The sequence below is a fragment of the Achromobacter sp. CF-sbj1-Ac2-l genome (assembly GCF_052698165.1).
Map to the genome: position 1 here is coordinate 1,297,100 of NZ_CP199855.1, position 13,243 is coordinate 1,310,342.

The following is a 13,243-nucleotide window of genomic DNA, read 5'->3' on the forward strand; positions in this document are numbered from 1 at the left end:
GGAGCGGCAGCATGTCTTCAGAAACCCGACCATCCACCATCAATCGCCCGGTCTTCTACACGGCGGCGCTGTTCACGCTGCTGCTGGTGGGCTTCGCCATCGCGACGCCCAGGACCGCGCAGAACCTGTTCGAATCGATCCAGGGCTGGATCCTCGGCAACGCCAGTTGGTTCTACATCCTGGTGGTCGCCATCATCCTGCTGTCGGTGGCGTTCCTGGCCATCAGCCGCTATGGCGACATCAAGCTGGGGCCCGACCACAGCGAGCCCGACTACCGCAACTTCACCTGGTTCGCCATGCTGTTCTCGGCGGGCATGGGTATCGGCCTGATGTTCTTCGGCGTGGCCGAGCCGGTCATGCACTTCATGTCGCCGCCGGTGGGCGAGGGCGCCACCGCGGCGGCGGCGCGCGAATCCATGAAGATCACCTTCTTCCACTGGGGCCTGCACGCCTGGGCCATTTACGCCGTGGTGGCGCTGACGCTGGCTTTCTTCAGCTTCCGCCATGGCCTGCCGCTGACGCTGCGGTCGGCGTTGTATCCGCTGATCGGCAACCGCATCCACGGCCCCATCGGCCACGCGGTCGACATCTTCGCCATCATCGGCACGGTGCTGGGCGTGGCCACCTCGCTGGGGCTGGGCGTGGCGCAGATGAACAGCGGCCTGAACCATCTGTTCGGCATTCCCGTGGGCGTAATGCCGCAGATCATCCTGATCGTCATCACCTGCGGGCTGGCCACGCTGTCGGTGGCCAGCGGCCTGGACAAGGGTATCCGCATCCTGTCCGAAGCCAACATGGTGCTGGCGGTGATCCTGCTGCTGTTCGTGCTGGTGGCCGGCCCCACCGTGTTCCTGCTGCAGACCTTCGTGCAGAACACCGGCGCCTACCTGTCGGACATCGTCAACAAGACCTTCAACCTGTATGCGTATGAGCCGACCGACTGGATCGGCGGCTGGACCCTGTTCTACTGGGGCTGGTGGATCGCCTGGTCGCCGTTCGTGGGCCTGTTCATCGCCCGCATCTCGCGCGGCCGCACCATCCGCGAATTCGTCAGCGGCGTGCTGCTGGTGCCGGCCGGGTTCACGCTGTTCTGGATGACCGTATTCGGCGACACCGCCATCCACTTCATCCTGGTCGACGGCATCAAGGGGTTCGCCGACACCGTCAAGGACGACAACTCCCTGGCCCTGTTCGCGTTCTTCGAGCTGTTGCCGTGGAGCGGTGTGATATCGATCTTCGCCATCGCCATGGTGGCGGTGTTCTTCGTCACTTCGGCGGATTCGGGCGCGCTGGTGGTGGACCTGCTGGCCTCGGGCGGCGCCGACCGCACGCCGGTGTGGCAGCGCATCTTCTGGTCGCTGTCGATGGGCGCCGTGGCCATCGCGCTGCTGCTGGCCGATGGCCTGACGGCGCTGCAGACGGCCACCATCGCCAGCGCGCTGCCGTTCTCGGTCATCCTGCTGCTGTCGCTGTGGGGGTTGTTCAAGGCGCTCAAGCTCGACGCCACCAAGCGCGGCATCCGCTACCAGTCGCTGACGCTGTCGCGCCCGGCGCGCGGCGGCCAGTCGTGGGAACGGCGGCTGCGCAACATGGTCATGATGCCGCGCCGCGCCCATGTGCTGCGCTTCATCGCGGACGTGGTGACCCCGGCCCTGGAAGACGTGGCCGATGAACTGCGCAAGCAGGGCTACGCGGTGGCGGTCAAGGAAGGCGACGGCGAGGGCGGCGTGGTGCTGGAAGTGAACCATGGCGAACACCTGGACTTCTTCTATTCGGTGCAGCCGCAGGCCTTCGTGCGGCCCAGCCTGACGCCCGAAGAGGCCGCCGACGAAGAGGAACGCAAGTACTTCCGCGCCGAGGTCCACCTGCGCGAGGGCGGGCAGGACTACGACATCATGGGCTGGAGCCGTGATGCCGTCATCGGCGACATCCTCGACCAGTACGAGCGCCACCGCCACTACCTGCACATGGTGCGCACTTAGGCTAGCGCCCGCCTGTCGCGCGGCGCCGATCCCTGGCGCCGGAAGCGCGCTACCCGCGTCCCGTCGCAACCCGTTTCCCCGCAAACCGCCGGCTTTCGCCGGCGGTTTTTTCTTGCCCGTTTGCGCCGATAGGTTTCCTCAATCCTCAACATTACTTTAGGTTTTTTGACTTCGTCTGATTTTTCTAGGATTATCCAAGCAATTCCTTTGATAAATAGCGAGAGAATCATGAAGGCGAAATCGGGTGCATGGGTCGCCGGGGTGCTGGCCCTGGCGGTGGTGGCGGGGGGCGGGCTGTACTGGAAATTCGGCGGCGCGCAGCACAAGGGCGGCTGGGCCATGGCGCCGGCCAAGGTGGCGGTGGCGCCCGTGTTGCAGGCCGACTTCCCGGCGGCGCTGTCGGGCATCGGCTCGATCGAGGCGACGCGGCAGGTGCTGGTGCCGGCCGAAGTCGATGGCAGGGTGGCGCAGATCCTGTTCACGCCCGGCGAGCGGGTACGCGCCGGGCAACTGCTGGTGCAACTGAACGACGCGCCCGAGCAGGGCGAACTGGCGCGCCTGCAGGCCCAGGCCAGGAACGCCCGGGCGTTGCTGGAGCGCACCCGCCGCCTGGTGCCGCTGCAGGCCGCGACCCGCGAACAACTGGACCAGGCCCAGGCCGACTACGACCAGGCCGCCGGCGAAATCAAGCGCATCCAGGCGCTGATCGAACAGAAGCGCGTCAAGGCGCCGTTCGACGGCGTGCTCGGCGTGCGCCGCGTCAATCTGGGCCAGTTCGCCCGCGCCGGCGATCCGCTGGTGTCGCTGACCGACGCGACCAGCGTCTACGCCAACATCACCTTGCCCGAACAGGCGCTGGGCGCGCTGCGCGCCGGCCAGCCGGTGACCGTGACGGTCGACGCCCACGCCGGACGGGTCTTCGAAGGCGCCGTCACCACCATCGAGCCGCAGGTCGACCCGGGCTCGCGCACCGTGCGCGTGCAGGCCACGCTGGCCAATACCGACGGCGCGCTGGCGGCGGGCATGTTCGCCCACGGCCAGGTGGTGCTGCCGCCGCGGCCCGGCGTGCTGACCGTGCCGGAAACCGCTGTCAGCTACAGCGCCTACGGCGACTCGGTCTATGTGGTGACGCCGCCCAAGGCCGGCGACGCATCGGCGCCGCCGACCGTGACCCAGGCCTACGTGCAGACCGCCGAGCGCGCCAGCGGCCGGGTGGTGGTGACCAAGGGCCTCAAGCCCGGCGACCGCGTGGTGACCTCGGGCCAGTTGCGCCTGCATAACGGCGCGCCGGTCGAGATCAGCGCCCAGGACACCGTGGCGCTGGACGCCGCGCCGCACTCCGTGGCGCAAGCCCGCTGAACCCGCGGAGCCGATCATGAAGTTCACCGATCTGTTCGTGCGCCGGCCGGTGCTGGCGCTGGTGGTCAGCACACTGCTGCTATTGATGGGGCTGCGCGCCCTGAGCGGCCTGCCGATCCGCCAGTACCCGCTGACCGAAAGCACCACCATCACCATCACCACGCAGTACCCGGGCGCCTCGCCCGACCTGATGCAGGGCTTCGTCACCCAACCCATCGCGCAATCCGTCGCCACCGTCGAAGGCATCGACTACCTGTCGTCGTCCTCGACCCAGGGCCGCAGCGTGATCACGGTGCGCATGAAGCTCAACGCCGATTCCAACAAGGCCATGACCGAGGTCATGGCCAAGGTCAACGAAGTCAAATACCGCCTGCCGCAGGACGCCTACGACCCGGTGCTGGTCAAGTCCGCCGGCGAGGCGACGGCTGTGGCCTACGTGGGGTTCTCCAGCTCGACCATGTCGCTGCCGGCGCTGACCGACTACCTGTCGCGCGTGGTACAGCCGCAGTTGTCGTCGATCGACGGCGTGGCCAGCGTGGAACTGTACGGCGGCCAGAAGCTGGCGATGCGGGTCTGGCTCGATCCCGACCGGCTGGCGGCGCGCGGCATCTCGGCCGGCGAGCTGGCCGAGGCCCTGCGCCAGAACAACGTGCAGGCCGCGCCCGGCCAGGCCAAGGGCCTGTATGTGGTGTCCAACATCAAGGTCAACACCGACCTTGTCAACGTGGCCGAGTTCCGCGACATGGTCATCAAGCGCGAGGGCGACGCCATCGTGCGCCTGGGCGACGTGGCGACCGTGGAGCTGGGCGCGGCCTCGACCGACTCCAGCGGCCTGATGGATGGCGAGCCGGCCGTGTACTTCGGCCTGAACGCCACGCCGGTCGGCAACCCGCTGGTGATCGTCAAGCGCCTGAACGAGCTGCTGCCCAATATCAAGCAGAACCTGCCGCCGGGCACCAGCGTGCAGGTGCCGTTCGAGCTGGCGCGCTTCATCAGCGCCTCGATCGACGGCGTGGTGCATACGCTGATGGAAGCCATCGTCATCGTGGTGGCGGTGATCTTCCTGTGCCTGGGCTCGCTGCGCGCGGTGCTGATCCCGGTGATCACCATTCCGCTGTCGATGCTCGGGGGCGCCGCCATCATGGCGCTGTTCGGCTTCAGCGTGAACCTGCTGACGCTGCTGGCCATGGTGCTGGCCATCGGCCTGGTGGTGGACGACGCCATCGTGGTGGTCGAGAACGTGCACCGCCATATCGAGGAAGGCAAGTCGCCGGTGCGCGCGGCGCTGATCGGCGCGCGCGAAGTGGCCGGCCCGGTCATCGCCATGACCATCACGCTGGCGGCGGTGTACGCGCCGATCGGCCTGATGGGCGGCCTCACCGGTTCGCTGTTCAAGGAATTCGCCTTCACGCTGGCGGGGGCGGTGGTGGTGTCGGGCGTGATCGCGCTGACGCTGTCGCCGGTGATGAGTTCGTTCCTGCTCAACAGCCACGTGTCCGAGGGCTGGATGGCGCGCCGCGCCGAGCACTTCTTCAATCGCCTGGGCCAGGCCTACGGCCGGCTGCTGGATGTGTCGCTGCATCATCGCTGGGTCACCGGCCTGCTGGCGGTGGCGGTGATGGCCAGCCTGCCGTTCCTGTACAACGCTGCCCAGCGCGAATTGGCGCCGGTCGAGGACCAGTCCACCGTGCTCACCGCGATCAAGTCGCCGCAGCACGCCAACATCGACTACGTCGAGAAGTTCGGCAAGAAGTGGGACGACGTGATGGCGACGCTGCCCGAGCAGAAGGGCCGCTGGCTCATCAACGGCTCGGACGGCGTCTCCAACAGCATCGGCGGCGTCAATTTCGTCGACTGGCACGAGCGCAAGCGCTCGGCCGACCAGATCCAGGCCGACATGCAGTCGATGGTCAACCAGATCGAGGGCAGCAACATCTTCGCCTTCCAGTTGCCGCCGCTGCCCGGCTCGACCGGCGGCCTGCCGGTGCAGATGGTCATCATGAGCGCGGCCGACTATCCGGTGGTGTACGAGGCCATGGAGAACCTGAAGCAGGCGGCGCGCGCCAGCGGTCTCTTCATGGTGGTCGACAGCGACCTGGACTACAACAACCCGGTGGTGCAACTGAAGGTGGACCGCGCCAAGGCCAACAGCCTGGGCGTCACCATGAAGGCGGTGGGCGACACGCTGGCGGTGCTGGTGGGCGAGAACTACGTCAACCGCTTCGGCATGGACGGCCGCTCGTACGACGTGATCCCGCAGAGCCTGCGCCAGCAGCGCATCTCGCCCGAATCGCTGGCGCGGTACTACGTCAAGAGCGCCAGCGGCGCGCAGGTGCCGCTGTCGAACTTCGTGTCGGTGTCGATGGGCGTCGAGCCCAACAAGCTGACCCAGTTCAACCAGCTCAACGCCGCCACCTTCCAGGCCATCCCGATGCCGGGCGTGACCATGGGCGATGCGGTGCAGTTCCTGACGCGCCAGGCGCAGCAGTTGCCGGCCGGCTTCAGCTACGACTGGCAGTCGGACGCGCGCCAGTTCAGCCAGGAAGGCTCGGCGCTGATGATCACCTTCATCTTCGCCATCATCGTCATCTACCTGGTGCTGGCGGCGCAGTACGAAAGCCTGCGCGACCCGTTCATCATCCTGGTGAGCGTGCCGCTGTCGATCTGCGGCGCGCTGATCCCGCTGGCGCTGGGCATGGCGACCATCAACATCTACACCCAGATCGGGTTGGTGACGCTGATCGGGCTGATCAGCAAGCACGGCATCCTGATGGTGGAGTTCGCCAACGAGATGCAGGTCAGCCACAGCCTGGACCGGCGCAGCGCCATGGAGCACGCCGCCCGCATCCGCCTGCGGCCTATCCTGATGACCACCGCCGCCATGGTGGTGGGCCTGATTCCGCTGCTGTTCGCCAGCGGCGCCGGCGCCCACAGCCGCTACAGCCTGGGGTTGGTGATCGTGGTCGGCATGCTGGTCGGCACGCTCTTCACGCTGTTCGTGCTGCCCACCGTCTACACCGTGCTGGCGCGCGACCACCGCGCCGCCAACGACACGCCGCGCGCCCGTGAACTGGCCCGGGCGCAGGCCGAGGACGCGTTGCCGGCGGCAACGTCGCGCCCGGCCGAATCGCATTGAGGAACCGATCATGAAACATCCCGACCTGTCCAAACGCCTGCGTCGCGGCACCCTGGCGCTGCTGGCCGCGCTGGCCACCGCCGGCTGCGCCGTCGGTCCCGACTATCAGAAACCCCAGGCCGCGCCGGTGGCGCTGGCCAGTCCCGAGCAGGCGCTGTTCTCCACCGACCGGGTGCAGCAGGATTGGTGGAAGCAGTTGCAGGATCCGCAGTTGGACCGCCTGGTGGTCCTGGCGCTGCAACGCAACCACGACATCCGCATCGCCCAGGCACGCCTGGCCGAGTCGCGCGCGGTGCTGGATGAGAAGGAACTCGACCAGTTCCCCACCGTGACGCTGGGCGGGCGCTTCGAGCGCAGCCTGTCGCAGGCCAATCCCGGCAACGCGGGCGAGCGCAACCTCGCCAAGAGCTACCGCGCCGGCTTTGACGCCGCCTGGGAGATCGACCTGTTCGGCCGCCTGCGCCGCGCGGCCGAGGGCGCGGCGGCGCGCAGCGAGGCCCAGGCCGCCGACCTGGCGCAGGCCCGCATCGTGGTGGTGGCCGAGGTGGCGCGCAACTACTTCGAGCTGCGCGGCGCCGAACAACGCCTGGCGGTGGCGCGCGCCAACCTGGACAGTCAGCGCGACAGCCTGCGCATTATCCAGGCCATGGTGTCGGCCGGCCGCGGCGACGAGGGCGACCTGGCCAGCGCGCGCGCCGAACTCGAAACCGTGCAGGCCAGCGTGCCGCCGCAGGAAACCGCGCGGCGCCTGGCGCTGTACCGCCTGGCGGTGCTGGCCGGGCTGAGGCCGGTGGAACTGGGCGAACTGGACGCGGCCACGCCGCAGCCGCCGCTGGCGGCGCGCCTGCCGATCGGCGACGTCGGCGCCTTGCTGTCGCGCCGTCCCGACATCCGGGCGGCCGAGCGCAACATGGCGGCGGCCAGTGCCGACGTGGGCGTGGCCACCGCCGAGCTGTATCCGCGCATCGACCTGGGCGGCTTCCTGGGCTTCGTGGCCCTGCGCGGCGCCGATTTCGGCAGCGCTTCCAGCCGCGCCTTCAGCGTGGCGTCCGGCGTCAACTGGCCGGCCTTCCACCTGCCTACCGCGCTGGCGCGCAAGCGCGCGGCGCAGGCGCGTTCGGTGGGCGAGGTGGCGCGCTACGAACAGACCGTGCTGCAGGCGGTCGAGGAACTGGAGGGCGCGCTGACGCAGTATGGCCAGACCCAGCAGCGGCTCGGTAATCTGGCGCAGGCGGCCGCCCACAGCGCCCGGGCGGCGGAACTGGCGCGCCTGCGCTACCGCGAAGGCGGCACGCCGTACCTGACGGTGCTGGACGCGCAGCGCACGCAACTGCGGGCGCAGGACGCGGTGGCGCAGGCCGAAACGGCCTCCTACACCAGCCTGGTCGCGCTCTACAAGGCGCTGGGCGGCGGCTGGGAGGCGCCGTCGGAAACCGAGACCCCGCGAGCGCAGTCGCCCGCGCCCGCGCCGGCCGGCTGACTGACGGGCGCGGTTCGTGGCACCATAAGGGCTTGGCGCCCATCCGATCTTCCATGTCCGACGACACTCTGTCCCATCCCATTTCCTGGCAACCGCACCAGCCGGCGGACCGCGTGCTCATGACGCTCAAGACGCGCGGCCCGCAGTCGGTCGCGGTCATCGCCAAGGCGCTCGACGTCACGGCCGAGGCGGTGCGCCAGCAGATGGCGCGGCTGCACGCGGATGGGCTGGTGGATTCCGAAAGCCGCAGCGCGGGGCGCGGCCGCCCCACGCAGATCTGGTTCCTGACCGATGCCGGCCAGCGCCGCTTCCCCGACACGCACGCCGACATGACGGTGCAGATGATCAACGCCGTGCGCCAGGTGTTCGGCGAGGAAGGCGTTGACAAGCTGATTGCGGTGCGCGAGGCCGCCATGCTGGCGACCTACCGGCAGGGGCTCGAGGGCGCGCAAGACCTGCCGCAACGGCTCGAATGCCTGGCGCGGGTGCGCTCGGCCGAGGGCTACATGGCCGAGATGCGCCGCGACGGCGACGACTTCCTGTTCATCGAAAACCACTGTCCGATCTGTGCGGCGGCCCAGGCCTGCATGGGCTTTTGCCGCAGCGAACTGGAATTGTTCCGGCAGGTGCTGGGGGATGAGGTGCGCGTCGAGCGAGAAGAGCACATTCTGCTGGGCGCGCGCCGCTGCGCCTACCGCGTCAGCGCGCGCGCCTGATCGCCGCGGCCGACTCCCCCTGGCGGCGTCAAGGCCGGGCCGCGTCAGGACGCCGGCGATGCGCCGTCGTCCCATCCCCCCAGCGCCTTGTACAGATCCACCGCATTGACCAGCCGGCGCTGCTGCAGCCGGATGTACTCCTGCTCGGATTCGAACAGGCTGCGCTGGGCCTCCAGCATCTCCAGGTAGTTCGCCACCCCGCGCGCATAGCGCCGCTCGGCCAGCCGCTGGCGCTCGCGGTCGGCGTCGCGCACCTTGCGCTGGGCCTCGATCTGGTCGCGTAGCGCGTCGCGCGCCGACAGGGCGTCGGCCACGTCGCGGAAAGCCGCCTGGATGCTGCCTTCGTACTGCGCCACCGCGATGTGCTTGCGGGTCTCGGCCAGCGACAGGTTGGCGCGGTTGCGTCCAGCGTTGAAGATTGGCAGCGTCAGCCGCGGCGCGAAGGTCCAGCCGCCGGTGCCGCCGCTGAACAGATCCGAAAAGCGGTCGGCGGTGGTGCCGATGTCGGTGGTGAGCTGCACCGAGGGGAAGAACGCCGCGCGCGCCGCGCCGATGTCGGCGTTGGCCGCGCGCAGCGCCTGCTCCGCCTGGCGCAGGTCGGGGCGGCGCGTCAGCAGCTCGGACGGCAGGCCGGCCGCCAGCGGCATCAGGCTCTGGCTCTCCAGCGGCGCCGGATCGACGCCGAGCGGCAGCGCGAAATCGCCCGCCAGCAGGCCCAGCGCATGCCGCGCGAGGCTGGCTTCGCGGGTCAGCTCGGCGCGCGTGGCGCGCGAGCTTTCCACCAGCATCTGCGCGGTGCGCAGGCCGATGGCGGTCTCCAGCCCGGCGTCGTAGCGGCGCCGGGTCAGCTTGAGCGAGGTCTCGCGCAGCGCCAGCGTGTCGTCGGTCAGGCGCAGTTGCTCGGCCAGCGAGCGCTGGTTGAAGTAGGCCGTGGCCGTTTCCGCCACCAGCGCCAGCGTCGCGGCGCGGTGCGCCTCCTCGCTGGCCAGGTAGCGCGCCAGCGCGGCCTCCGACAGGCTCCGCACCCGGCCGAAGAAATCCAGTTCGAAGGCGGTGATGCCGACGGCGGCGCGATAACGGCTGGACACCGCCGTGCCGGACTGGCCCGGTTCGGTAAAGCGGCCGCGGCTGAATTCGCCGCTGGCGTCGATCGCCGGCAGGCGCTCGGACTGCTGCACGCCGTACAGCGCGCGCGCCTCCTCGATGCGCAATGCCGCCACCCGCAGGTCGCGGTTGTTGGCCAGCGCGGCCGTGATCCAGGCCTGCAGCGCGGGGTCGTTGAAATAGGCGCGCCAGTCCTGTGGCGCGGCGGCCTGGCCGGGCTGCGCCGGCGTGTCGTACCGCGCCGGCACCGGCGCCGCGGGGCGCTCATGGGTGGGCGCCAGCGAGCAGCCGGACAGCGCCAGCGCCAGCAGGGTCATTGCCACGGGTTTCATGGCGTCGTCTCCAGCGGTTCGCGGCCCTCGGGGCGCGCGGGGCGGGCGCGCATGCCGACCATGCGCCCCACGATGAGAAAGAACAGCGGCACCAGGAACACCGCCAGCACGGTCGCGGTGATGATCCCGCCCAGCACGCCGGTGCCGATGGCGGCCTGCGCGCCCGAGGCGGCGCCGCTGGCCAGCGCCAGCGGCAGCACGCCCACGCCGAAGGCCAGCGAGGTCATCACGATCGGCCGCAGCCGCAGCCGAGCCGCTTCCAGCGTGGCGGACAGGATGCCCTGGCCGTCGCGCACCAGGTCCTTGGCCACTTCCACGATCAGGATCGCGTTCTTGGCCGACAGGCCGATGGTGGCGATCAGGCCGACCTTGAAGTAGATGTCGTTGGGCATGCCGCGCACGGTCACCCCCAGCAGCGCGCCGATCACGCCCAGCGGCACCACCAGGATCACCGCCAGCGGGATCGACCAGCTTTCGTACAGGGCCGCCAGCGCCAGGAACACGATCAGCACCGACAGCGCGAACAGCACCGGCGCCTGGTTGCCGGACAGCCGCTCTTCGTATGACTGGCCCGACCAGTCGAAGCCGATGCCGCGCGGCAGCTCGGCCGCCAGCGCCTCCATGGCGCGCATGGCCTCGCCGCTGCTGTGGCCCGGCGCCGCCGAGCCGTTGATGGTGAACGACGGGAAACCGTTGTAGCGGTTCAGTTGCGGCGGCCCCATCGACCACTTCAGCGTGGCGAACGCCGACAGCGGCACCATCTGGCCCTGCAGGTTGCGCACGTGCAGGCGCGAGATGTCGTCCACATCCACGCGACGCTTGCCGTCGGCCTGCACGGTCACGCGCCGCACCTGGCCGTTGAGCATGAAGTCGCCGATGTAGTCCGAGCCATACATCACCGCCAGCGCGGTGTTGATCTCGTCGATCGGCACGCCCATGGCCTGCGCCTTGTCGCGGTCGACGCGCAACTGCAGTTGCGGCGCCTCTTCCTGGCCGGCGAACACCACGTCCGTCAGCGCCGGATGCTCGGCCGCCGCCGCCAGCAGTTTCTGCCGCGCCTGCGTCAAGGCCTCATAGCCCAGGCCGCCGCGGTCCTGCAGCCGGAAGTCGAAACCCGAGGTCGAGCCCAGGTCCGGCAGCGGCGGCGAGTTGAGCGCGAACACCATCAGGTTCTTGCGGTCGGCAAAGGCCTCGTTGATGCGCTTGACCACCGCATCGACGTGCAGCGAGGCATCGCGCCGCTCCTTCCAGTCCTTGAGCGTGACGAAGAACATGGCCGAGTTCGGGCCGCTGCCGTACTGGCTGAAGCCGTTGACCGAATACACGTACTGCACCGGCTCGTGCTCCATCATGTAGCGCTCGACGTCCTTGACCACGGCCATGGTCTCGGCCTGCGGCGAGCCTTGCGGCAGGATCACCATGGCCATGAAGCTGCCCTGGTCCTCGTCGGGCAGGAACGACGACGGCAGCCGCGCGAACAGCAGCGCCGCCACGCCGATCACCAGCGCGTAGGCCAGCCCGAAGCGCGCCGGCCGCGCCAGCACGCCGGCCACGCGCGCCGTATAGCGCGTGGTCAGGCGCGCGAAGGCGCGGTTGAACCAGCCGAAGAAGCCGCGCTTCTCGTGGTGGCCGGCCGGGATCGGTTTCAACAGGCTGGCGCACAGCGCCGGCGTCAGCGACAGCGCCAGGAAGGCCGAGAAGGCGATCGACACCGCCAGCGTCACGGCGAACTGGCGGTAGATGTTGCCCACCGCGCCGTCGAAGAACGCCATCGGCACGAACACCGACACCAGCACGACGGTGATGCCGACGATGGCGCCGCTGATCTGGCCCATCGCCTTGACCGTGGCGTCATGCGGCGACAGGCCTTCCTCGGCCATGATGCGCTCGACGTTCTCGACCACCACGATGGCGTCGTCCACCAGGATGCCGATGGCCAGCACCATGCCGAACATCGTCAGCACGTTGATCGAATAGCCCAGCCCCAGCATCACCCCCAGCGTGCCCAGCAGCGCCACCGGCACCACTAGCGTCGGGATCAGCGTGGCGCGCAGGTTCTGCATGAACAGGTACATCACGCAGAACACCAGCGCCACCGCCTCCAGCAGCGTCATCAGCACCTTCTTGATCGATATCTCCACGAAGGTGGAAGTCTCGTACGGAATGTCCCAGCTCACGCCCGGCGGGAAATACTGCGCCAGCTCGCGCATGGTCTCGCGGATGCGGCGGGTGGTCTCGACCGCGTTCGAGCCGGGCGCCAGCTTGATGCCCAGGCCGGTGCCCGTCATGCCGTTGACGCGCGACAGGTACATGTAGTCGGTGCCGCCCAGTTCCACCCGCGCCACGTCCTTCAGGCGCAGGGTCGCGCCGTCCGGCAGCGCCCGCAGCGGGATGTTGGCGAACTGCTCGGGCGTGTGCAGCGATTCGCCCGCCACGATGCTGGCGTTCAACGGCGCATCCTTGGGCACGGCCTGGTTGCCGAGCTCGCCGATGGTGACGCGCGCATTGTGGCTGCGCAGGGCCGAGACGATATCGCCCGGCGTCAGCGACAGGGCGGTGAGCTTGGCCGGATCCGGCCAGATGCGCATCGCCGCTTCCGCGCCGAACGACTGCACCTTGCCCACGCCCTCGACCCGCCGCAGCGCCTGCAGCACGTTGGAGGCCGCCAGTTCACCCAGTTGCATGTCATCGAGGCTGCCGTCGGACTTCAACGACACCACCAGTTGGATGTTGTCCGCCGCCTTTTCCACCCGCACGCCGTCGCGCCGCACGGATTCCGGCAGGCGCGGCTCGACCGCCTTCAGGCGGTTCTGCACTTCCACCGCCGCGATGTCGGGGTTGGTGCCCTGCTTGAAGGTCAGGTTGATGCTGGCCCAACCGGTCGAGTCGCTGCTGGACGAGGTGTACATCAGCCCCGGCGCGCCGTTCATCTCGCGTTCGATGATGGCGGTGACGGCTTCCTCGACCACCTTGGCCGAGGCGCCGGGATAGCTGGCGCCGATGTTGACGACGGGCGGAGCGATGTCCGGATACTGCGCCACCGGCAGCGCACGGATCGACAACAGGCCGATCAGCGCGATCAGCAGCGAGATCACCCACGCGAAGACGGGGCGATCGATAAAGAAACGCGCCAT

General features: G+C 69.1%; 7 protein-coding genes. 5 read left to right on the forward strand and 2 right to left on the reverse strand.

Features of this window, described 5'->3' with window-relative positions:
- Positions 1–11 precede the first annotated feature (11 nt).
- The 5 genes from ACUDCK_RS05955 (at position 12) to ACUDCK_RS05975 (ending at position 8,673) form a co-directional block, all read left to right on the forward strand.
- Entirely contained in the window at positions 12–1,982 is a 1,971-nt protein-coding gene (locus ACUDCK_RS05955; protein WP_054417589.1) for a BCCT family transporter, read from the forward strand.
- Between the two features lie 228 nt (positions 1,983–2,210).
- The gene (locus tag ACUDCK_RS05960) at positions 2,211–3,341 is read left to right on the forward strand and encodes an efflux RND transporter periplasmic adaptor subunit (RefSeq protein ID WP_064526004.1); all 1,131 of its coding nucleotides are present in this window, start codon (positions 2,211–2,213) and stop codon (positions 3,339–3,341) included.
- Between the two features lie 16 nt (positions 3,342–3,357).
- Entirely contained in the window at positions 3,358–6,477 is a 3,120-nt protein-coding gene (locus tag ACUDCK_RS05965) for a MexW/MexI family multidrug efflux RND transporter permease subunit (protein WP_175167721.1), read from the forward strand.
- Between the two features lie 10 nt (positions 6,478–6,487).
- Positions 6,488–7,957, forward strand: coding sequence for an efflux transporter outer membrane subunit (locus ACUDCK_RS05970; protein WP_175167720.1), 1,470 nt, complete (start codon positions 6,488–6,490; stop codon positions 7,955–7,957).
- A gap of 53 nt (positions 7,958–8,010) precedes the next feature.
- On the forward strand, positions 8,011–8,673 hold the full coding sequence (locus tag ACUDCK_RS05975; protein WP_144654936.1) for a helix-turn-helix transcriptional regulator: 663 nt from the start codon (positions 8,011–8,013) through the stop codon (positions 8,671–8,673).
- A gap of 44 nt (positions 8,674–8,717) precedes the next feature.
- On the opposite strand, the gene oprZ is transcribed toward ACUDCK_RS05975, so the two are convergent.
- A complete protein-coding gene (gene oprZ, locus ACUDCK_RS05980; RefSeq protein ID WP_175142146.1) occupies positions 8,718–10,109 on the reverse strand; it encodes a multidrug efflux RND transporter outer membrane subunit OprZ in 1,392 nt (463 codons plus the stop codon).
- Complete coding sequence (gene axyY / locus ACUDCK_RS05985; RefSeq protein ID WP_064525994.1) at positions 10,106–13,243, reverse strand: multidrug efflux RND transporter permease subunit AxyY; 3,138 nt, start codon at positions 13,241–13,243, stop codon at positions 10,106–10,108. Before axyY ends, oprZ begins: the two co-directional genes overlap by 4 nt.

Coding starts and splice junctions, on each gene's coding strand:
- ACUDCK_RS05975 (WP_144654936.1), top strand. CDS start 8,011: ATGTCCGACGACACTCTGTCCCATCCCATTTCCTGGCAACCGCACCAG.
- axyY (WP_064525994.1), bottom strand. CDS start 13,243: ATGGCGCGTTTCTTTATCGATCGCCCCGTCTTCGCGTGGGTGATCTCG.
- ACUDCK_RS05965 (WP_175167721.1), top strand. CDS start 3,358: ATGAAGTTCACCGATCTGTTCGTGCGCCGGCCGGTGCTGGCGCTGGTG.
- ACUDCK_RS05970 (WP_175167720.1), top strand. CDS start 6,488: ATGAAACATCCCGACCTGTCCAAACGCCTGCGTCGCGGCACCCTGGCG.
- oprZ (WP_175142146.1), bottom strand. CDS start 10,109: ATGAAACCCGTGGCAATGACCCTGCTGGCGCTGGCGCTGTCCGGCTGC.
- ACUDCK_RS05960 (WP_064526004.1), top strand. CDS start 2,211: ATGAAGGCGAAATCGGGTGCATGGGTCGCCGGGGTGCTGGCCCTGGCG.
- ACUDCK_RS05955 (WP_054417589.1), top strand. CDS start 12: ATGTCTTCAGAAACCCGACCATCCACCATCAATCGCCCGGTCTTCTAC.